This is a genomic window from Klebsiella pneumoniae subsp. pneumoniae HS11286, from assembly GCF_000240185.1.
In the GTDB taxonomy this organism is placed as follows: domain Bacteria; phylum Pseudomonadota; class Gammaproteobacteria; order Enterobacterales; family Enterobacteriaceae; genus Klebsiella; species Klebsiella pneumoniae.
The window spans coordinates 4,260,468-4,281,535 of the sequence record NC_016845.1 but is presented as its reverse complement, the minus strand read 5'-3'; the positions used below and the strand labels follow the sequence as shown (position 1 = coordinate 4,281,535).

Below are 21,068 nucleotides of genomic sequence, written 5' to 3'. Positions count from 1 at the left end.
TATAAAACGCCATGTTGTGGTGTTTTTTTACACAAATCTGTGCCATCGATGAGATCGCGCATTTCAATAGCTCCGGCGCTTTGTTATCTTCAACACGCACTAAGGCTTCGCAGCAAAAGATGAGACACCATGAAAGGACGTTGGGCAAAATATGTAGCGACGGGGGCAATGCTGGCCATGCTCGCCGCCTGTTCCTCAAAACCGACCGACCGCGGTCAGCAATATAGCGATGGCAAGTTCACCCAGCCGTTTTCACTGGTAAACCAGCCGGATGCCGTCGGGGCGCCGATCAACGCCGGCGACTTCTCCGAGCAGGTTAATCAAATTCGTAACGCCTCGCCACGCCTCTATAATAGCCAGAGCAACGTCTATAACGCGCTGCAGGAGTGGCTGCGCGCCGGCGGCGACACCCGTACGCTGCGCCAGTTTGGCATCGACGCCTGGCAGATGCAGGGCGTCGACAACTATGGCAACGTCCAGTTTACCGGCTACTACACGCCGGTGGTGCAGGCGCGCCACACCCGTCAGGGCGAATTCCAGTACCCCATTTACCGTATGCCGCCAAAGCGCGGTAAGCTGCCGTCCCGCGCCAGCATCTATGCCGGCGCGCTGAGCGATAACTATGTGCTGGCGTATAGCAACTCGTTGATGGATAACTTCATCATGGACGTGCAGGGCAGCGGCTATATCGACTTTGGCGATGGTTCGCCGCTCAACTTCTTTAGCTATGCCGGGAAAAACGGCTGGCCCTATCGCAGCATCGGCAAAGTGCTAATCGACCGCGGGGAAGTGAAGAAAGAAGATATGTCGATGCAGGCGATCCGCGAGTGGGGTGAGAAGCACAGCGAAGCGGAAGTGCGTGAGCTGCTGGAGCAGAACCCGTCGTTCGTGTTCTTTAAACCGCAGTCTTTCGCGCCGGTGAAAGGGGCCAGCGCTGTGCCGCTGATCGGCCGCGCCTCGGTGGCCTCCGACCGGTCGATTATTCCGCCAGGAACCACCTTGCTGGCCGAGGTGCCTCTGCTGGATAATAACGGCAAGTTTAACGGCCAGTACGAACTGCGCCTGATGGTCGCCCTCGACGTCGGCGGGGCCATCAAAGGTCAGCATTTCGACATCTATCAGGGCATTGGGCCTGACGCGGGCCACCGTGCCGGCTGGTATAACCACTACGGCCGCGTATGGGTGCTGAAAAACGCCCCGGGCGCGGGGAATGTTTTTAGCGGCTAACCCCCCCCGGCCGTGCCTGTTGACCAGGGCGCCCGGATGACGCCGCTTGCGGCGGCCTCCGGGCGCTGTCATTTTGTTCTGAGGTTCTATGTCTGTTGTAATCAGCGATGCCTGGCGCCAGCGTTTTGGCGGTACGGCACGTTTATATGGTGAAAAAGCGCTGCAATGTTTTGCCGACGCCCACGTCTGCGTGGTCGGGATCGGCGGGGTCGGCTCCTGGGCGGCGGAAGCGCTGGCGCGGACCGGCATCGGGGCGATCACCCTTATCGATATGGACGATGTCTGCGTCACCAACACCAATCGTCAGATCCACGCCCTCAGCGGCAACGTCGGGCTGGCGAAAGCGGAGGTGATGGCGGAGCGTATTCGCCTGATCAACCCGGAGTGTCGGGTGACGGTGGTGGATGATTTCGTGACCCCGGAAAACGTGGCGGAATATCTTGGCGTCGGCTTTAGCTATGTTATCGACGCCATCGATAGCGTCCGGCCGAAAGCGGCGCTTATCGCCTGGTGTCGCCGCTACAAGGTGCCGCTGGTTACTACCGGCGGGGCGGGTGGTCAGATTGACCCAACGCAGATCCAGGTCGCGGACCTGGCGAAGACCATCCAGGATCCGCTGGCGGCCAAACTGCGAGAGCGGCTGAAAAGCCAGTTTGGGGTGGTGAAAAACAGCAAAGGTAAGCTCGGTGTAGACTGCGTCTTCTCTACGGAAGCGCTGGTCTACCCGCAGGCGGACGGCAGCGTCTGCGCAATGAAGAGCACGGCGGAAGGGCCGAAGCGGATGGACTGCGCTTCCGGCTTTGGCGCGGCGACGATGGTGACCGCGACCTTCGGCTTCGTCGCGGTGTCGCATGCCCTGAAGAAGATGCTGGCGAAAGCGCAGCGTGACGCTGCGGCTTCCGGAAAATAGTTTCCCCACCGGGCGCGGCGGCGGGAAAGCGAAATCGGGAGATTAACTTTCGCGGGCGGCGGCGAGCACCGCCTCGCTCAGGGCGCTGAGGCCCTGGCTGCGCGAGGCGCTGAGCTGGCCGCGCAGCCCCAGCTCGTCGAACAGCGCCAGCGGATCCTGCGCCAGGATCCCGGCGCGGGTTTTTCCTTCCACGGCGGTTAAAAGTACCGCCAGCAGACCGCGCACAATCCTTCCTTCGCTGTCGCCAAAGAAGTGCAGCCTGCCCTCGGCGTCCTCCTCATAGCCCAGCCAGACGCGGTTCTCACAGCCGGCAATCTCATGGGCCTGCGCTTTGCGCTCGTCGGTCAGCGTCGGCAGCTTTTTGCCCAATAAAATCAGCTGACGGTATTTATCCTCCCACTGGTTCAGCGGGGCGAAGATCTGGCGCAGCGTAGCGTCGGTAATGGTTGTGCCGAAGGGGTGCAGAGTTGTCATTAATCCACCAGAATTTCCAGGGCGCGATCCACCGCGTGGACCAGCGCCGCAACATCGTCTTGGGTATTGTAGGGGGCGAAAGAGGCCCGCAGGGTGCCGCTGACCCCTAAGGCCGCCAGCAGCGGCTGGGCGCAGTGTTGCCCGGCGCGCAGGGCAATGCCGGACTCCGCCAGCAGCGTCACCAGATCGCTGTGATGAATATCCTCAAATTCAAAGGCCAGCAGGCTTGACTGCTGGCAGCGGAAAGAGCGGAAGCCCGGCCGTTTCGCCAGTTCCTCTTCCGCCAGGCTCGCCAGACTGCGGCTCCAGTTTTCCGCCTGGCCGATATCGCTCTGCGCCAGCCACTCCAGCGCGGCGCTGAGGCCGATAACCCCGGCGACATTCGGCGTACCGGCCTCGAGGCCATAGGGGGCCGGCTGCGGCGTAAAGCCGTCAAAGCTGACCTCGGCGATCATTTTCCCGCCGCCGAGCCAGGGCGACATCGCTGCCAGCAGCTCGCTTTTGCCGTACAGGGCGCCGATCCCGGTCGGGCCATACAGCTTATGGCCGGAAAAGGCGTAAAAATCGATATCCAGCGCCTGCACGTCAGCGGGGAAATGCACCGCTCCCTGGGCGCCATCGACCATCACCACCATCCCGGCGGCGTGAGCAAGGCGGATAGCCTGCGCCAGGTCCGGGCAGCCGCCGGTGACGTTGGACATCTGACCGATGGCCAGCACCCGGCTGCGCGGGGTAATCAGCGCGCTGAGGCTGGCGATATCCGGCAGGCGGTCGGCGCCAAGCGGCAGCTTGACCACTCTGGCGCCGGTCTGCCCGGCCACCATCAGCCAGGGCACGAGGTTGGCATGATGCTCGGCTTCGCTAACGATAATTTCATCGCCAGGCTGCAGGCGCGGCCGGACGTAGCTTTGCGCCACCATATTGATGGCCTCGGTGGTCCCCCGCGTCCAGACGATATCTTTGCCGGAAGGGGCGTTAAGCCACGCCGCCACGCGATCGCGGGCCGCCTCGTAGCGCTCGGTCAGCCGCTGGGCGGCGGCGAACTGGCTGCGATGGACATTGCCGGCGCTCAGGCGATAAAACTGGTCGCTGGCGTCGATCACCGCCAGCGGTTTGAGCGCTGTCGCGGCGCTGTCGAGATAGACGCCGGCATCGGCCAGAGCCGGAAACTGCGCGCGAAAGTGCGCCGGGTTGAATGCGTTCATGGAATTCCTCGTATCAATACCGCGATCGTCGCGCAATTTGCCGGGCGTGACAAGGTCTCTGCGTCCTGTGGAATTGTCCGAATGTGACTCCACGTCGGTCAAAGAGGGTTATGCTGAAAAGTGTTGGGTTTGTGTTTTAACCTATTACTTAACGAGTTACGAATAGTATAAATAGCCGTAAGGAGAGAAGAATGAAAATGACTAAGGCCGCTGCGATTATCTCTGCCTGTATGCTGACTTTAGGCCTGAGCGCCTGTTCCTCTAACTATGTGATGCATACCAACGATGGGCGGACCATCGTTACCGACGGGAAACCGCAAACCGATAATGACACTGGCATGATCTCGTATAAAGACGCGTGGGGCAACAAACAGCAGATCAATCGCTCTGACGTGAAACAACTGGGTGAACTGGACGAGTAAGGCAGTAAAAAGGCAAAAAAAAGCACCGCGCGTTGCGGTGCTACATTAAATCACTATGGACAGACAGGGTAAATGTACAGGAAGTGAAAAGGGGTAGCTTTGCTACCAGGGTCTGCAAAAACAGACCAATTGCAAACACAACAACACAACATCACAACCGTAAGCCAAAAGCTTGATGGAACACGCATTCCAAAAAAAGCTTCTCGTTCCGGCTCAGGAAGTGCCGCCACTATAGGTATTTGCTGGTAGAACCTCAACGGACAATTTATAATGGCTCAGATAAAAAAAACTAATAGGTTAATCATTGTTTCCTATTTGTTAAATTGAGTTAACATCTAAGCCAGAATAACCATGTCGAAGCGATTACCACCTCTGAATGCATTACGTGTTTTTGATGCAGCCGCACGTCATCTCAGCTTCACTCGGGCAGCCGATGAGCTTTTTGTGACGCAGGCCGCAGTCAGCCATCAAATCAAGTCTCTCGAGGATTTTCTGGGCCTTAAGCTGTTCCGTCGGCGCAATCGTTCGCTGCTGTTAACGGAAGAAGGGCAGAGCTATTTTCAGGATATTAAAGAGATTTTTTCGCAACTGACGGAAGCGACGCGTAAACTGCAGGCGCGCAGCGCCAAAGGGGCATTAACGGTCAGTTTATTGCCAAGTTTCGCCATTCAGTGGCTGGTGCCAAGACTCACAAGCTTTAACTCAGCTTATCCGGGAATCGACGTCAGGATCCAGGCGGTGGACCGTCAGGAGGATAAGCTGGCGGACGATGTCGATGTGGCGATTTTTTACGGCCGCGGCAACTGGCCGGGCCTGCGTGTGGAAAAATTGTACGCCGAGTATCTGCTGCCGGTCTGTTCCCCGCTCTTGCTCACCGGCGACAAAGCATTGAAAACGCCTGCCGATCTGGCGCAACATACCCTGCTTCACGATGCGTCCCGCCGCGACTGGCAAACTTATACCCGTCAGCTTGGTCTAAGCCATATTAATGTGCAGCAGGGGCCGATTTTCAGCCATAGCGCGATGGTGCTGCAGGCGGCCATTCACGGGCAGGGCGTGGCGCTGGCCAACAACGTCATGGCGCAGTCCGAAATTGAAGCCGGTCGTCTGGTGTGTCCGTTTAATGATGTTCTGGTCAGTAAGAATGCGTTTTACCTTGTTTGCCATGACAGTCAGGCAGAACTGGGTAAAATAGCCGCTTTCCGGCAGTGGATCCTGGCGAAAGCGGCAAGTGAACAAGAAAAATTCCGCTTTCGTTATGAACAATAATTACTTGTAGGGTAACAACATGACCAGCCGTTTTATGCTGATATTCGCCGCGATTAGCGGCTTTATCTTTGTGGCTCTGGGCGCCTTTGGCGCGCATGTCTTAAGTCAATCGCTCGGCGCGGCGGAGATGGCCTGGATCCATACCGGCCTGGAGTATCAGGCCTTCCATACCCTGGCGATTTTTGGTCTGGCGGTGGCGATGCAGCGTCGGATCAGTATCTGGTTCTACTGGAGCAGCGTATTTCTGGCGTTAGGGACCGTGCTGTTCAGCGGCAGCCTCTATTGTCTGGCGCTCTCTCATTTACGTCTGTGGGCGTTCGTGACCCCGGTGGGCGGCGTAAGCTTCCTCGCCGGTTGGGTTTTAATGTTAATTGGTGCAATTCGTCTGAAACGTAAGGGCGTTGTTCATGAATAAGGTTGTCCTCTATTGTCGCCCTGGGTTTGAGAAAGAGTGCGCAGCAGAAATTACCGATAAGGCAGCCCGCCTTGAGGTGTTTGGTTTTGCCCGGGTCAAAGAAGACTCTGGCTATGTAATTTTTGAAGGTTATCAGCAGGACGACGGCGAGAAGCTGGTGCGCGATCTGCCGTTCAGCTCGCTAATTTTCGCCCGACAGATGTTTGTGGTCGGCGAACTGCTGCGCGACCTGCCGCCGGAGGATCGCATAACCCCGATCGTCGGCATGCTGCAGGGCGTGGTGGAGAAGGGGGGCGAGCTGCGTGTGGAAGTGGCGGATACCAACGAAAGCAAAGAGCTGATGAAGTTCTGCCGCAAGTTTACGGTGCCGTTACGCGCGGCGCTGCGCGAGGCGGGCGTGCTGACCAACTATGAAACACCAAAGCGACCGGTGGTGCATGTGTTCTTTATCGCACCCGGCTGCTGCTATACCGGCTACTCATACAGCAACAACAACTCACCGTTCTATATGGGCATTCCGCGGCTGAAGTTTCCGTCCGACGCCCCGAGCCGTTCCACCCTCAAGCTGGAAGAGGCGTTCCACGTCTTTATTCCGGCGGACGAGTGGGACGAGCGTCTGGCGAACGGCATGTATGCCGTCGATCTCGGCGCCTGCCCGGGCGGCTGGACCTATCAGCTGGTGAAGCGCAACATGTGGGTCTCTTCGGTCGATAACGGCCCGATGGCCCAGAGCCTGATGGATACCGGCCAGGTGACCTGGCTGCGCGAAGACGGTTTCCGCTATCGTCCGAACCGCAACAACATCTCGTGGATGGTCTGCGATATGGTGGAGAAACCGGCGAAGGTGGCGGCGCTGATGGCGCAGTGGCTGGTCAACGGCTGGTGCCGGGAGACCATCTTCAACCTCAAGCTGCCGATGAAAAAGCGCTATGAAGAGGTGTCGCAGAATCTGGCCTATATTCAGGCCCAGCTGGACGAGCACGGCGTTAACGCCCAGATCCAGGCGCGTCAGCTGTATCACGATCGTGAAGAGGTGACCGTTCACGTGCGCCGCCTGTGGGCCGCCGTCGGCGGACGTCGCGACGAGCGTTAATCCTTCCCCCTCAGGCCGGAGACGCGTGCGCGTCCTCCGGCCTTCCCCTTAAGGCTGCGGCGCATCCGACACAATATGCGTCACGTCATCCAGATGACCAATCCTCGCCTCGCCGGAGCGGTTGAACTTGCTTTTGTCGATCAGCAGCAGCGACTGCGCCGCCCGCTTAAGCAGGATCGATTTGAAGTCGGCATTGAACGCATTGGAGTCCCACAGCGCGCCCTGCGGGTCGATGCCTTCGCAGGAAAAAATAAACAGATCGATCTCCAGCGATTTCAGCTGGGAAATCAGCGCCGGGTTCACGTAGCAGCCATATTTCCGCTGCAGAGTGCCGCCGGAGCAGGTGAGCGTGATCTGGTCGCGTTTGGCCAGCTCCTGGCAGATGGGCTGGCTGTTGGTAAAGACGTGCAGCGGGCGGTCCGGCAGCTGGCGGGCGAGATACCAGCAGGTGGAGCTGGCATCGAGGGCGATCACCATCCCTTCGTCAATCCAGGCCAGCGCTTCGCGGGCGATGTCGGCTTTATGCGCGTAATGGCTTTTCAGGCGCATGTGGAAAGGATCGCCGCTGTCCTGGCTGCGCTGGTGGATCACTTTGGCCCGGCCGTGGTTACGCAGCACTTTGCCCTGCGCCTGCAGCTCGCTCAGATCGCGGCGAATAGTTTCCCTGCTGACGTTGAGCTGTTTTGACAACGTTTCGGTGGTCAGGATGCTGTGGGTGATCAGGAGATCGACGATCGCCTGCTGGCGGGCTGCTTTCATTTATTCTCATCCCATCATTGATTGAGCGTCTGCATCAGGCAGACGCTCCGGCATGAGATTACGGCGTGACTCCTTTTTTTAAAAGGATATTTCCGTACTTAGCGCACTCTCCTGTGATAACGATCGCAAAGGCTTTTTGCGCCCGGTCGTAGAAGGCAAAGCGGTCAATCCGCACGATATCCGGGCAGGGGGCCTGCGCCGATAGCGCCTGCCGATAGCGCTGTTCCACCGTCGGGTCGAGCGCATCGCCTTCGACGGCGGCCATCATCACCACCGGCGGCGCATAGCTGTCTAATTCGAACAGCGGGATAATCGCCTGCAGCAGATCGCTGACTCGCAGGCCATCGGCGCGGATCACCTGCGGCCCCATGCTGTGCGCCGGGAAATGGGCATCGGAAAAAATGATTTCATCCCCATGGCCCATTTCGGCCAGCACTTTCAGCAGTTCCGGCGATATCAGCGGGGAAATGGTTTTGAGCATCTCAGGCTTCCTCTATCAGTTCAGGTTCAGTTTGCGGCCAGAAATAGCGGTAGCGGTACGCGACCTGCGCTCTGGCCTGTTCTGGCGAAGAGAACTCGCCCACGCCATACCAGCCAAACATCGCCGCGCCGGCCACGGTGGTTTCGGCATCGTCGAGGACTTTGATCGGTATCCCGAGTCGGTTGGCCTTGATCTGGTTCCATAGCGCGTTGCGGCTGCCGCCGCCCACCAGCAGCAGCTCTTTCGCCCTGAAGCCGCCGATTTTTTCCAGGGTTTGCAGATGCTGCGCCAGCTGATCGCTTAACCCCTCCAGCGCGGCGCGGTAAAAATGGCCGCGGGTGGTGTTGAGCGTGACGCCCTGCCAGCCGGCGTGCTGGCTGGCGAGCAGGTCGCACTGCATCCTGACGCCCTGGGCGCCGGGCGGGATCGCCTGCGCTTCGTCAATCAGCGTCTGCCATGGGGTGTCAGCGCTCCACAGCAGTTTGCGCACCCACTCGAGCACGCCGGAGGCCAGCCACTGCATCCCCGGGTTATAGCGGCCCGGCTGGCTGTCCAGCTCGCAGGTGGAGCCGCTGTAGTCACAGAGCAGCGAGGTGTCGACCTGCGCGCTGCGCACCATCAGGATCTCCCAGGTCCCGGAGGAGAGCACCGGCTCATCCTGCCCGGCGCCGGCGCCAAACAGAGCGAACTGGGTGTCATGCCCGGCCGAGATAACCGGGATCCCGACGGGGAGGCCCAGCAGCGCAGCGGCCTCCGGCAGCAGGGCGCCGATCGGCTGGCCTGCTTCAACCAGCCGCGGGAACAGGCGGCGCGGCAGGCCGGTCGCCTGCAGGATCGGCGCGCTGAAATCGCGCTGCCGGAGATCGAGCATCTGGCTGGTGCCCGCCATGGTGAGGTCGGTGGTGAACTCCCCGGTCAGCCGATGGTTGATCAGCGATGAAATAAACAGCCAGGCATGGGCCTGCGCCAGCAGCTGCGGGTGGTTCTCTTTCAGCCACACCAGCTTATACAGGGTGTTGAACGCAAACGCGCCGACGCCGGCTATCCGCTGCAGCTGGCGCGCGGGCATATACTGGCTGATTTTCTCCATCACCGCCGCGGTGCGCGGGCATTTCCAGCTGATGATCGGATACAGCAGGGCGCCCTGCTCATCCACCAACGCGCCATCGACGCCAAAGGTCGTGACGGTGATGCCGCGCACCGTGCAGGAGGCCAGCTGGTCATGGATCTGCCGACAGCAGTCGGCAAAGCGCTGCATAATGGCCTCCAGCGACCACTGGTGCCAGTCGCTTTTTTCCGCCGCGATGTCGCTGGCGTTCGCCGTTGCGGCGCGGGCGATAATGTTCCCTTGTCGATCCACGGCCATCGCCCGCACGTTCGTGGCGCCGCAGTCGAGGACCAGGATAACGTCTTGCTTCATAGTGACTCCCGAAACAACATTGCCGGATGGCGCAGCGCTTATCCGGCCTACAGACCGCGCGCGTCTTTAGGCCAGGTAAGCCTGCGCCTCCGGGCGAAACCAACCTGTTAACGCTTATACAGCGGCCCGTAGTTCTGGCAGGCGCGGTAGTCCTGGCCCTCGATATCCATGCCGTGCGCGGCCCAGGCGGAAGGGCGATAGATTTTCGCCTCTTCCACGTTGTGCATGCAGACCGGAATGCGCAGCATGGCGGCGAGGGTAATGAAATCTGCGCCAACGTGGCCGATGGTCAGCACGCCGTGGTTGGCGCCCCAGTTGGCCATCACCGAGTACACATCGCTGAACGGGCCCTTGCCGGTCAGGCGTGGGGCAAACCAGGTGGTGGGCCAGGTGGAGTTGGTGCGGGCGTCGAGCTGGTCGTGCATCGCTTTGGGCAGCGCTACGCTCCAGCCTTCGGCAATTTGCAGCACCGGCCCCAGACCTTTGATGATGTTCACCCGGGTCATGGTGAACGGCACGCCGCCTTCGGTCAGGAAGCGGGAAGAGAAGCCGCCGCCGCGGAAGTATTCGTGGATCGCCGGGCACCATTCGGTCGCCGCGAGGCAGGCATCCGCCTCGCTCTGCTCAATCTCCCAGTGGGGTTTCATCGTCGGATTGCCCTGCGCGTCGCGCTGCTGGCAGGAGCCGTCCAGCGCCGCAGAGCCGGAGTTAATCAGGTGAATGATGCCGTGCTCCGCCCGCCCGGTGAGCGGCTGCCCGGTGACCCGTTCAACGGCATCCGGCGACCAGTAGGTGCGTACGTCGGCAAACACCTGGGCGGTGCCGGTGAGCTGATGGCCCATCAGCATGGCCACGCCGTTGAGGCTGTCGTTTTCGGTAGCGACGACAAACGGTTCGCGCACCCCGTTCCAGTCAAAAGAGCTGTTGAGCAGCGCTTCGGCGGTATCGCCATTGGGGTATTGATCGGTCCAGTGGCGCTGACCCTGGAAACCGGCGGCGATGGCGTTGTAGCCCAGCGACTCCTCCACCAGCCCTTTTTCTGCGAGCTTCGGGTTGCCCTGCATCATGTCGCGGATGCACATCGCCATCAGCAGGCTCTCTTTCAGCACCGCGCGGCTCTGCGTTTCATTGCGCTTATACTGCTCAGCGTTCTGATCTTCGCCGTAGCGGAAGTGTTTATCCGCCCACGCCAGCGCCATCTCCAGCTCGGTTTCATCATAGATTTTTTGATCGATTCGCCGGCGCAGCTCCGTCATGTCGACAGCCTGCACCTTCATGCCGAGCCAGGACTCAAAAAAGTTGTGGTCGACGATAGATCCGGCGATGCCCATTGAGACGCCGCCCAGCGACAGATAGCTTTTCCCTTTCATACTGGCGACAGCCAGGCCGGCGCGAGCGAAGCGCAACAGCTTTTCTTCGACATCCGCTGGGATCGACGTGTCATCGGCATCCTGCACGTCATGTCCGTAGATGGAGAACGCCGGGATCCCTTTCTGGCTATGGGCCGCCAGCGCCGCGGCCAGATAGACCGCCCCCGGACGCTCGGTGCCGTTAAAGCCCCAGATGGCCTTCGGGCGCAGCGGATCCATGTCGATGGTTTCGCTGCCGTAGCACCAGCAGGGGGTGACGGTGATGGTGACGCCGACGTTCTGGCTGCTGAATTTCTCTTCACAGGCGGCCGACTCGGCCATGCCGGCGATGCAGGTATCGGCAATCACGCACTCCACCCGGGCGCCGCAGGCGTGGCGCAGTTTCTCGCTGATAAGCGCGGCGGTGGCTTTCGCCATGTTCATGGTTTGCGCTTCCAGTGACTCGCGGACCCCCATGCGACGACCATCGATTACCGGACGAATACCGATCTTCGGTAAGCTGATTTTTTTCATTACAGATCCCTCAGGTTATGCGGATAACAGGTTTAGTTCGTCGCCGCTTGTGAACGGAAACGGGCAAAAATAAAGATGATGGCGAAGCACAGCGCCGGGACCAGTTCGGCGGTCGGGATATTGCCGGCGGCGTCGCTGACAAAGCCCATCACCGGGGTAACGATCCCGCCGCCGATAATGGTCATGACGATAAATGACGAGCCATATTTGGTGTCCTGGCCCAGATGCTTAATCCCCAGCGAGAAGATGGTCGGGTACTGAATGGACATAAAGGCGCTGCACAGGGTCAGGGCCAGCAAACCGACGTGGCCGCCGCTGAAGGCGGAGAGCAAACAGAGCAGCATGGCGATAAACGCATAGATAGCGAGCACGTTGTGCGGCGCGAAGCGGCGGATAAGCCAGGTGCCGGTAAAACGGCCGATAAAGAAGCAGACCATGGTGGCGGTCAGGTAGTTGGCGGCGAAACCGGCCGTCATGCCCGGGATCTCTTCGATAGCGTAGCGAATCAGGTAGCTCCAGCAGGCGGTTTGCGCGCCGACGTAGCAGAACTGGGCCAGTACCGCCCAGCGCCAGTGGCGGATGCGCATCAGGCGCGTCAGCGAGGCGAAAAAAGTGCTCTGCGCGCTGTCGCTGTGGTCATCGCTTTGCAGGGAGGGGAAGCGGGTGCAGACGATCAGCAGGGCGACCAGCAGGACAATGGCCACGATAATCATATAGGGGGTTTGTACCGACAGGACCAGACTGTGCTTCCAGGCGCTGAGCTGTTCCGGCGTCATTTTATCCAGCACCTCCTGCGGCTGATGCGGGACGTTAGACAAAATAAGACTCTGGCCAAATACCACGGCAATAATGGCGCCGAATGAGTTAAAGGTCTGGGCCAGATTAAGGCGGAAGTGACCGCCGCTTTCCGGACCGAGGACGGTGACAAACGGGTTGGCCGCGGTTTCCAGACAGCCAAGCCCGGCAGCGATAATAAATAATCCAATCAGGAATAAAGTGTAGTTCATCACTTCGGCGGCAGGCCAGAACAGCGCGGCGCCGCAGGCATATAAAAACAGCCCCGTAAGGATGCCGGCTTTGTAGCTGAATTTTTTCATCAACATCCCGGCGGGGATGGGAATAATAAAATAGCCAAAGTAAAAGGCCGATTGAATTAATCCGGCCTGGAAGTTAGTCAGGGTAAAGGCCTGTTGAAATTGCGGTAATAAAATATCATTCAGATTATTTGCCACCGCCCACAGAAAAAAGAGGGAGCACAGCAGAGCGAAAGGAATAATGTAGCTCTTACTCTGCCCGCTCTCCATGGCGCGGTAACTTTGCGTTGGTATCGTTGTGTTTCCCATAGCGTCCTCATCAGTTCAGAAGCATTTACAACAGCATTCAGGGCGCAGTCTGGTGCTGCAGCAGACCGCAAAATTAAGTGAGCTCAGGTGACGCGCCGGTGAGTGAAATGAAAGTCACGGCGGAACTCATGGCTTCATTTTCAAATAAAAACCGCCTGTTAATATGATGATGGTCACACTTAACGTACTGTGGGCCATTTTATGTGATTGTTGTCACTTTAATTTTTCAAAAACGCTGACCGTTTGAGAAAAAAAATTCACAAAACCACAACGCTTATGACCGAATGAATATATATTGTGGAAAACGGGCAATTGTTACAAAGAAATAAAATGCCCGCTTGATGAAATATTATTAAGAACGGGCATTTTAATCTCTCTCGTAATGGGTATGGTTGCTTTATTCATGGCGGAATAATTGACGCGGCTCACAAAAAATAATCATGAAAATTCCCCTTTGAATATTCAGGTTGATGATGAAGACCATTATTCACCCTATCCCACGGTAGCCGACGATATTTCTGTTGCCCTGCCGTTGATGGATGATGAGTCACCAAAAGAGGAACGCAATGGAAAGAAACAGACTGGCCCGGCAGATTATCGATACCTGCCTGGAAATGACCCGCCTGGGGTTAAATCAGGGGACCGCCGGCAATGTCAGCGTGCGCTATCAGGGAGGAATGCTGATCACCCCTACCGGTATCCCATATGAAAAGCTGACGGAAGACAAGATCGTCTTTATTGATGCCGACGGCCAGCATGAGCAGGGAAAACTGCCCTCCAGCGAATGGCGTTTTCATCAGGCGGCCTACCAGACGCGACCCGATGCCCAGGCGGTGGTCCACAATCACGCTGTCCATTGTACGGCGGTGTCGATCCTCAACCGGCCCATCCCGGCCATTCACTATATGATCGCCGCGGCCGGCGGGAATTCGATCCCCTGCGCGCCCTATGCCACCTTCGGCACCCGCGAACTGTCTGAGCATGTCGCGGTGGCGCTGAAGCACCGCAAAGCCACGCTGCTGCAGCATCACGGCCTGATCGCCTGCGAGGCCAGCCTGGAGAAAGCGCTCTGGCTGGCGCATGAAGTGGAGGTCCTGGCCCAGCTCTACCTCAGTACGCTGGCGATTACCGACCCGGTCCCGGTGCTGGATGACGAGGCGATCGCCATCGTGCTGGAGAAGTTCAAAACCTACGGATTACGCATTGAAGAGTGATGCCGCAACGCTAACAGGAGAGCCACGATGGCAAACAGAATGATCCTCAATGAAACGGCATGGTTTGGCCGGGGGGCGATAAACGCATTAACCGATGAAGCGGTGCGGCGCGGTTATCGTAAAGCATTGATCGTCACTGACAGCACTCTCGCCCGCTGCGGCGTGGCGGCGAAAGTCACCGACAAACTGGATGCCGCCGGGCTGGCATGGGATATATTCAGCGACGTGATCCCTAACCCGACCATCGCCGTGGTCCAGCAGGGGCGGCAGGCCTTTCAACGCAGCGGGGCGGATTACCTGATCGCCATCGGCGGCGGTTCGCCGCAGGATACCTGTAAGGCGATCGGTATTATTCAGCGTAACCCGGAATTCGCCGATGTCCGTAGCCTCGAGGGGCTGTCGCCCACCCGTCAGCCCAGCGTGCCGATCTTCGCGGTGCCGACCACCGCGGGTACCGCGGCGGAGGTGACGATTAACTATGTCATCACTGATGAAGAACAGCGGCGCAAATTCGTCTGTGTCGACCCGCACGATATTCCGCAGGTGGCCTTTATCGATGCCGATATGATGGACGCTATGCCGCCGGCGCTGAAGGCGGCTACCGGCGTGGACGCCCTGACGCATGCTATCGAAGGGTACCTCACTCGCGGCGCCTGGGCTTTGACCGATGCTCTGCACCTCAAGGCCATCGAGATCATCGCCGGCGCGCTGCGCGGCTCGGTTGCCGGCGACGCCGGCGCGGGGGAAGCTATGGCGCTCGGCCAGTATGTGGCGGGGATGGGATTTTCCAACGTCGGGCTCGGGCTGGTGCACGGCATGGCGCATCCGCTCGGCGCTTTTTACAACACGCCGCACGGCGTGGCGAATGCCATCCTGCTGCCGCACGTGATGCGCTTTAATGCTGAGGCGACCGGGGAAAAATATCGCGACATCGCCCGGGCGATGGGCGTCAGGGTGGAAGCGTTAAGCCTGACCGCCGCGCGCGAGGCGGCAGTAGAGGCGGTCTGCCAGCTTAACCGCGATGTCGGTATTCCCGGCCATCTGCGCGAGGTGGGCGTCAGGAAAGAGGATATTCCGGCGCTGGCCCAGGCGGCGCTGGCGGATGTGTGTACCGGCGGCAACCCGCGCGAGGCGAGCCTGGCGGATATCGTCGGGTTATATCAGGCTGCCTGGTGATTGCCTGGCCCGGGTAAAGCAGGCAGTGCCGGAGGCAGTCACCCTGCACCGGCGCACCTCTTAACGAAGGTCAGCGCGTCAGCCGCAGCTGCTGCAGATTGCCGTCCAGCTGGAGGTCGGTCTGCAGGCGGGCCACCTCCCGGCAGGTGAAGGCCATCTCCTGATGCGCGGCCAGCTTTTTGCGCCACTTCTCCGGGACCTCGGCCAGACGGGCGTACAGCCCCTCCAGGTCCTGAAACTCGTTCAGCAGCTGGGCGGCGCTTTTGGGTCCAATGCCCGCCACGCCCGGCACCTTCGAGCTGCTGATCCCCGCCAGCCCCCAGTAATCCGCCAGCTGCTCCGGGGTGACGCCGAACTCGCTGGCGATGAAGGGGGCGTCCAGCCAGCGCTTCTGAAAGTAGTCGCGGATGCGGATGGTGGGCGACAGCAGCTGGCAGTAGCCTTTGTCGGTGGAGACGATGGTGGCCTGATGGCCCGCCTGGGCCACCTTTACCGCTAGGGTGGCGGCGAGATCGTCCGCTTCGCTGCCCGGCGAGGCCCAGCAGCGGATCCCCCGCTGTTCGAAGGCGGCCCGCAGCGCCGGCATCTCGGCGACCAGCGTCTCCGGCATCGGCGCGCGGCCGGCTTTGTACTCCGGCAGGCGCTGGTGGCGCCAGCCGTGGGCGCGATCCTCATCATCGAACACCGCCACAGCGTGGGTGGGCTGACTGTGGACAATCAGCTGCTCCAGGGCATGCAGGCAGGTATCGACGCAGGGTGAACCCTGCACCGCGTGGATGCGGCGGATTAGATTTAACGCGTCGACGATTAACAGATGAACAGCCACAGATACCCCCTTATTCTCAGCGTCTTTAGGGTAACATCGCCATCAGATCGAGGCTATCTGCGCCTGAACAATCAGGAAGATAACGCGCAAATTTCGCTAACTGACCGCCATCAGCGGTCTGATGACGTCCGGCGCGGGTTCGCCGTACCACACCGCTTCGCGCACCGGGACCGGTTTGGCGATAAGCCCGAGGGCGTAAAAGCGATCGGCGATGGTCTGCTGGGCGCGGATCACCGACAGATCCATCGGCCGCGGGCGATGGCTGCGGCGGGCGAGGGCCATGCTCAGCGACCGGGCGTCGATCCCCAGCTCTGCCGAGAGTAAGCGGGCCGCTTCGCCGCGATGCGAGTCGATAAACTGCCCGGTGTGGGTCAGCTCCGTCAGCAGGCGGCGCATGATATCGCCATGCTGAGCGAGGTAGTCCCGTCGCGAAAGATAAAACTGATGGTTGTTGACCCGGCCTTCGCCGCTGGCGACCACCCGCAGCTCGCCGGTGTGTTCGGCGTCGCTGAGCAGCGGATCCCACATCATCCAGGCGTCAACCGCCAGATAGTCGCTGGCGGTCAGCGGATATTTCGGCGGGGTATAGACCACCCGCACATCGTTCAGACCCAGGCCGGCGTCCTCGAGGATCTGCAGCAGCAGCCAGTGGACATTCGACCCTTTATTGAGGGCGATGCGTTTACCGCGCAGATCGCTGAGCTGGCGAATGTCGCTCTCCTGCGGGACGACCATCGCCACGCTGCGCGGCGCCGGCGGCTCCCACGCCACGTACATCAGTTCGCTATTGCTGGCCTGGGCAAACACCGGCGGCGCTTCTCCGGTGGTGCCGAAGTCGATCTCGTTGCAGGCGAGGGCGTGGAGGAGCTGCGGTCCGGCAGGAAACTCACTCCACAGCACGTTGACGCCGAGGCTGGCGAAGGCGGTTTCCAGGCTCTGACGGGCTTTCAGGATCCCGAGGCTGCCGAAGCGCTGGTAGCCAATGCGCAGTTCGCGATCGGCCCCGGCTGCGTTGGCGAACGCCCGCGGCGGCGCAGGCGGGCGGCGGCGGCTTTTGATCAGCCCGAGGTTAGCGAGCTGGGTGCGCAAGGTATGCCGGCTGATCCCCAACAGCTCGGCCGCCTGGCTCTGGTTATCGTCGCAATGTGCCATGGCGTGGCGAATCAGGGCGCTGGTCACTCGCTGCCACAGCGGCTCGCCGGGAAGCGCCAGCTGGTGGCGAATAAAGTCGTCCAGCTCATGATCGCTCGCCGGCCCCGGGGCGTCGTTGAGCGTCGCCAGGCGCAGCTGGGCAGGACTGATCTCCTCTTCTTTACTGAGCAGCACCGCGTTGTGCAGGGTGTTTTCCAGCTCGCGAATATTGCCCGGCCACGAATAGTCCATCAGCCGGGCCAGTGATTCCGGCGCCAGACGCAGGGTTGGCCGCCCGAGGCGCCGGGCGTAGAGTGATAAAAAGTGGTGCGCCAGCAGCGGGATATCCTGCCGACGCTGGCGCAGCGGCGGCAGCGGCACCACCGCGATATTCAGTCGATAGTAGAGATCCTCGCGAAAGCGGCGCTCGCGGATCGCCTGGGCCAGGTCAACGTGGGTGGCGGCAATCACCCGGACATTCACTTTAATCGCTTTGCGTGAGCCGACGCGGGTAATTTCACGCTCCTGCAGCACTCGCAGCAGCTTGACCTGCAGCGGCAGGCTTAATTCGCCGATCTCGTCCAGCAGCAGCGTCCCCCCTTCCGCGGCTTCAAACCAGCCGGGCTGTCCCTGCTGCGCGCCGGTGAAGGCGCCTTTCTCATGGCCGAACAGTTCAGCTTCGGCGAGGCTCTCGGTCAGCGCGCCGCAGTTAACGGCCAGAAACGGCTGCTGGCGACGGGCGCTGTGATGATGGAGATAGCGGGCCACCACCTCCTTGCCGGTGCCGGTTTCGCCCACGATCAGCACGGTCGCCTCCGTTGGCGCGAGTTTGTCCAGCAGGCTCTGGAAGGCCTTCGACGCCGGGTCGATCAGCGCGGGAGCGGTGGAAGGGGATTCTGGGTTCAGCATAGCGGGCCTCCGATCGTTGACGCTCTGAACTTATCCTGCGGCGGCCGCAGAAACCAGAGGGGGAAGGCCCCCGGCTGTTGCAAATGCGCCAGCGGATGCGCGGTGGCTGCGCGATTTGCAACAGCGCGGCGCGGCGAAGCCGTTTTCAGTGCATTGATTTTAAAAGATTAATTTTTTATTCACCATTGGCATGATTATCGCTAACACCCATATAACCAAATTAAAACATCTCTTCGATAAATATCGGATATGGTTATATAGGAAATAGATAATGACGCAGCAAGCTCCCGACAAGATCAATGTCTTCTGGTTCTTACCTACCCACGGCGATGGCCGTTATCTGGGTACCACCGAGGGTGGACGCCCGGTCGATTTACCTTATCTGCAGCAGGTGGCGCTGGCAGCCGACAGCCTGGGCTACTACGGCGTGCTGATCCCCACCGGTAAAAGCTGTGAAGATTCGTGGCTGGTGGCCTCGGCGCTGGCGCCGTTGACCCGCCGTCTGCGCTATCTGGTGGCGGTCAGGCCGGGCCTGCAGCCGCCAACCCTGGCGGCGCGGATGGCGGCCACCCTCGACCGTTTATCGGAAGGTCGGCTGCTGATCAACGTCGTTACCGGCGGCGACCCGGTGGAAAACAAAGGCGACGGTATCTTCCTCAGCCACAGCGAGCGCTATCAGGTGACCCGCGAATTTCTTGATGTTTACACCCGCCTGCTGCGCGGGGAAAAAGTAGATTATCACGGCGAGCATATTCACGTGGAAGGCGCTGAGGTGTTGTTCCCGCCGGTGCAGGAGAATGGCCCGCCGCTCTATTTCGGCGGCTCTTCTGATGCGGCCATTGATGTGGCGGCCGAGCAGATCGACAGCTATCTGACGTGGGGCGAACCCCCGGAACTGGTGGCGGAGAAGCTGGCGGTGGTGCGCGAGCGCGCCGCGGCCCGCGGACGCACCCTGCAGTACGGCATTCGTCTGCACGTCATTGTGCGCGAAACGGAAGAAGAGGCATGGGCCGCCGCCGACCGGCTGATCGCCCATCTTGACGACGATACCATTGCCCAGGCGCAAAAGATCTTCGCCCGCATGGACTCGGCCGGCCAGGCGCGGATGAGCGCCCTGCATCAGGGATCGCGCGATAATCTGCGCATTGCGCCCAATCTGTGGGCCGGCGTCGGACTGGTGCGCGGCGGCGCGGGTACCGCGCTGGTAGGTAATCCGCAGCAGGTAGCGGAACGCATCCGCGAATATCAGGCGCTCGGCATCAGCAACTTTATCTTCTCCGGCTACCCACATCTGGAAGAAGCGCACCGCTTTGCTGAGCTGGTGATGCCTCTGTTGCCGCTGGAAAACGGGGCCTCGTCGAAGGCGCGTAGCGTGAACACCGGTCCGTTTGGCGAAACCATCGGCGGCGATAAGCGCCCGGTGCGCCAGGTCAGCGCCAGCTGATGGCCCGGAGCGCGACCATGAGACAGCATACCGGAGGAGGGCAGCGATGAGTGCAGAACCGCATATCGTGATTATCGGCGGCGGCTTTAGCGGCGCGGCGGTGGCGATTGAGCTGCTGCGCCTGGCGCCGAACGGGGTGCGCGTGACGCTGCTGGAGCCGCGCCAGTCCCCCGGGGCCGGGGTGGCCTACTCCACCGCGGAGCCGACGCACCGGATTAACGTTCCGGCCGCTCGCATGCAGCTGGCCGGCGACGAAGAGGGCGCCTTCGATCATTGGTACCGCCATCAGCCTGCCTTTACCGTCGATGTGCAGGCGCTGCGCCCGGACGGTTCCGTCTACCCTCAGCGCGGCCAGTTTGGTCGCTATGTGGCGCAGCGTTTTGCCGACGCCGCGGCGTCCAGCGGCGGACGGCTTCGCCACCTGCGCGATCGGGCGCTCGCTTTTCATCAGGGGATGGTGACCACCGACGGCGGCCTGCAGCTTAAGGCCGATCTGCTGGTGCTGGCGATCAGTCATCCACCGCCTTCGCTGCCGACGCAGGCCGAAGCCTGGCGTCATCATCCGGCGCTGATTGCCAACCCGTGGCAGCCCGGCGCGCTCGATGCCATCGCCCCGCACGCCCGGGTGGCGGTGATGGGCACCGGATTAACCATGGCCGATACGGTCGCGACGCTGGACCGGCTGGGCCACCGCGGCAGTATCGTCGCCTTTTCGCGCCATGGCCTGCTGTCGCGCGGCAACCTTAGCGGCGCAGGGGCAACCTGGCCTGGCGACTATCAGCAGGGCAGCCTGCGCCAGCGCCTGCGCCAGATCCGCCTCGACGTCGCGTATGCGGCGCAGCAGGGCCTGAGCTGGCAGGTGGTGCTGGATGCGGTTCGTCAGCAGGGGCAACGGATCTGGCAGGCGCTCAGCGTCGCCGATCGCCAGCGTTTTCTGCGCCATCTGCGCCATTACTGGGATGTCCACCGCTACCGCGTGGCGCCGCAGGTCGCCGAGGTGCTGGAGGCGCGCCAGCGCACGGGCAGTCTGCAGGTGCAGGCGGCCAGGCTACTGTCGATAAGCGGTGAAGGCGAAACGCTGCGTCTGACGCTGGCGCGGCGCGGCGGCGGCGTGCAGACGCTGAGCGTCGATCACCTGATCCTGACCACCGGACCCGCACACCGCGCCCTGACCGACAGCCAGCCATTTTTACAGGACCTCGCCCGCCGCGGCCTGATTCGCGCCGATGCCCTCGGCATGGGCCTGGAGGTGGACAGCCGTTCCCGGGCAGTGGCTGAGCCGCACGTTGAGGCGCTGCCGGTGCTGGTGGCCGGTCCGGCCGCCCGCGGGCGTTTTGGCGAACTGATGGGCCTGCCGCAGGTAGCCGACCATGCCGCTGACGTGGCGGCGCAAGCGTTACTCACGCTCGGGATCCCGCAGGACTCCCGATGTCCTGCGTACTGAATACCTCTCTTTCTTTTCCCTGA

General features: G+C 60.8%; 21 protein-coding genes. 12 read left to right on the top strand and 9 right to left on the bottom strand.

Annotation, left to right across the window (positions count from 1 at the left end):
- Positions 1–129: 129 nt before the first annotated feature.
- Complete coding sequence (locus KPHS_42450; RefSeq protein YP_005228545.1) at positions 130–1,227, top strand: murein transglycosylase A; 1,098 nt, start codon at positions 130–132, stop codon at positions 1,225–1,227.
- A gap of 88 nt (positions 1,228–1,315) precedes the next feature.
- Positions 1,316–2,137 carry a tRNA cyclic N6-threonylcarbamoyladenosine(37) synthase TcdA gene (locus KPHS_42440; protein YP_005228544.1) on the top strand — a complete coding sequence of 274 codons (822 nt, stop codon included), beginning with the start codon at positions 1,316–1,318 and terminating at the stop codon, positions 2,135–2,137.
- A 42-nt stretch (positions 2,138–2,179) separates the two neighbouring features.
- Here KPHS_42440 and KPHS_42430 read toward each other — a convergent pair whose 3' ends face one another.
- Positions 2,180–2,611: a cysteine desulfurase sulfur acceptor subunit CsdE gene (locus KPHS_42430; RefSeq protein ID YP_005228543.1), complete on the bottom strand. Its 432-nt coding sequence runs from the start codon at positions 2,609–2,611 to the stop codon at positions 2,180–2,182.
- Positions 2,611–3,816: a cysteine sulfinate desulfinase gene (locus KPHS_42420; protein YP_005228542.1), complete on the bottom strand. Its 1,206-nt coding sequence runs from the start codon at positions 3,814–3,816 to the stop codon at positions 2,611–2,613. Before KPHS_42420 ends, KPHS_42430 begins: the two co-directional genes overlap by 1 nt.
- Before the next feature lie 191 nt (positions 3,817–4,007).
- Between KPHS_42420 and KPHS_42410 the strand changes: the two genes are divergently transcribed.
- The 4 genes from KPHS_42410 to KPHS_42380 all read left to right on the top strand — a co-directional run bounded on the left by KPHS_42410 (position 4,008) and on the right by KPHS_42380 (position 7,015).
- Positions 4,008–4,238, top strand: coding sequence for a YgdI/YgdR family lipoprotein (locus KPHS_42410; RefSeq protein YP_005228541.1), 231 nt, complete (start codon positions 4,008–4,010; stop codon positions 4,236–4,238).
- A 444-nt stretch (positions 4,239–4,682) separates the two neighbouring features.
- Positions 4,683–5,507 (top strand): DNA-binding transcriptional activator GcvA, encoded by an 825-nt coding sequence (locus KPHS_42400; RefSeq protein YP_005228540.1) that lies wholly within the window; start codon positions 4,683–4,685, stop codon positions 5,505–5,507.
- 19 nt (positions 5,508–5,526) lie between these two features.
- The gene (locus KPHS_42390; protein ID YP_005228539.1) at positions 5,527–5,922 is read left to right on the top strand and encodes a DUF423 domain-containing protein; all 396 of its coding nucleotides are present in this window, start codon (positions 5,527–5,529) and stop codon (positions 5,920–5,922) included.
- The gene (locus KPHS_42380; RefSeq protein YP_005228538.1) at positions 5,915–7,015 is read left to right on the top strand and encodes a putative RNA 2'-O-ribose methyltransferase; all 1,101 of its coding nucleotides are present in this window, start codon (positions 5,915–5,917) and stop codon (positions 7,013–7,015) included. Before KPHS_42390 ends, KPHS_42380 begins: the two co-directional genes overlap by 8 nt.
- A 48-nt stretch (positions 7,016–7,063) precedes the next feature.
- Here the strand turns inward: KPHS_42380 and KPHS_42370 are convergent, their stop codons facing one another.
- The 5 genes from KPHS_42370 to KPHS_42330 form a co-directional block, all read right to left on the bottom strand.
- A complete protein-coding gene (locus KPHS_42370) occupies positions 7,064–7,774 on the bottom strand; it encodes a DNA-binding transcriptional activator FucR (protein YP_005228537.1) in 711 nt (236 codons plus the stop codon).
- Positions 7,775–7,832: 58 nt separating this feature from the next.
- Positions 7,833–8,255 (bottom strand): fucose operon protein, encoded by a 423-nt coding sequence (locus KPHS_42360; protein YP_005228536.1) that lies wholly within the window; start codon positions 8,253–8,255, stop codon positions 7,833–7,835.
- Between the two features lies 1 nt (position 8,256).
- On the bottom strand, positions 8,257–9,675 hold the full coding sequence (locus tag KPHS_42350) for an L-fuculokinase (RefSeq protein ID YP_005228535.1): 1,419 nt from the start codon (positions 9,673–9,675) through the stop codon (positions 8,257–8,259).
- 107 nt (positions 9,676–9,782) lie between these two features.
- A complete protein-coding gene (locus tag KPHS_42340) occupies positions 9,783–11,558 on the bottom strand; it encodes an L-fucose isomerase (RefSeq protein YP_005228534.1) in 1,776 nt (591 codons plus the stop codon).
- Positions 11,559–11,590: 32 nt separating this feature from the next.
- The gene (locus KPHS_42330) at positions 11,591–12,901 is read right to left on the bottom strand and encodes a fucose permease (RefSeq protein ID YP_005228533.1); all 1,311 of its coding nucleotides are present in this window, start codon (positions 12,899–12,901) and stop codon (positions 11,591–11,593) included.
- A gap of 295 nt (positions 12,902–13,196) precedes the next feature.
- On the opposite strand from KPHS_42330, the gene KPHS_42320 reads away from it, so the two are divergent.
- From KPHS_42320 to KPHS_42300, 3 genes are all read left to right on the top strand, one after another.
- The gene (locus KPHS_42320) at positions 13,197–13,316 is read left to right on the top strand and encodes a hypothetical protein (protein ID YP_005228532.1); all 120 of its coding nucleotides are present in this window, start codon (positions 13,197–13,199) and stop codon (positions 13,314–13,316) included.
- A 151-nt stretch (positions 13,317–13,467) separates the two neighbouring features.
- Positions 13,468–14,115 (top strand): L-fuculose phosphate aldolase, encoded by a 648-nt coding sequence (locus KPHS_42310; protein YP_005228531.1) that lies wholly within the window; start codon positions 13,468–13,470, stop codon positions 14,113–14,115.
- A 27-nt stretch (positions 14,116–14,142) separates the two neighbouring features.
- Positions 14,143–15,291: an L-1,2-propanediol oxidoreductase gene (locus KPHS_42300; protein YP_005228530.1), complete on the top strand. Its 1,149-nt coding sequence runs from the start codon at positions 14,143–14,145 to the stop codon at positions 15,289–15,291.
- A gap of 70 nt (positions 15,292–15,361) precedes the next feature.
- Here KPHS_42300 and KPHS_42290 read toward each other — a convergent pair whose 3' ends face one another.
- Both KPHS_42290 and KPHS_42280 read right to left on the bottom strand, forming a co-directional pair.
- Positions 15,362–16,117 carry an exonuclease IX gene (locus tag KPHS_42290; RefSeq protein YP_005228529.1) on the bottom strand — a complete coding sequence of 252 codons (756 nt, stop codon included), beginning with the start codon at positions 16,115–16,117 and terminating at the stop codon, positions 15,362–15,364.
- A gap of 96 nt (positions 16,118–16,213) precedes the next feature.
- Positions 16,214–18,157 carry a sigma-54 dependent transcriptional regulator gene (locus KPHS_42280; RefSeq protein ID YP_005228528.1) on the bottom strand — a complete coding sequence of 648 codons (1,944 nt, stop codon included), beginning with the start codon at positions 18,155–18,157 and terminating at the stop codon, positions 16,214–16,216.
- A 77-nt stretch (positions 18,158–18,234) separates the two neighbouring features.
- Here KPHS_42280 and KPHS_42270 point away from each other — a divergent pair, with 77 nt between their 5' ends.
- From KPHS_42270 to KPHS_42250, 3 genes are all read left to right on the top strand, one after another.
- Positions 18,235–18,351, top strand: coding sequence for a hypothetical protein (locus KPHS_42270; protein ID YP_005228527.1), 117 nt, complete (start codon positions 18,235–18,237; stop codon positions 18,349–18,351).
- 77 nt (positions 18,352–18,428) lie between these two features.
- Positions 18,429–19,601 (top strand): alkanesulfonate monooxygenase, encoded by a 1,173-nt coding sequence (locus KPHS_42260; protein ID YP_005228526.1) that lies wholly within the window; start codon positions 18,429–18,431, stop codon positions 19,599–19,601.
- Positions 19,602–19,647: 46 nt separating this feature from the next.
- Positions 19,648–21,045: an FAD-dependent oxidoreductase gene (locus KPHS_42250; RefSeq protein YP_005228525.1), complete on the top strand. Its 1,398-nt coding sequence runs from the start codon at positions 19,648–19,650 to the stop codon at positions 21,043–21,045.
- Positions 21,046–21,068: the final 23 nt, after the last annotated feature.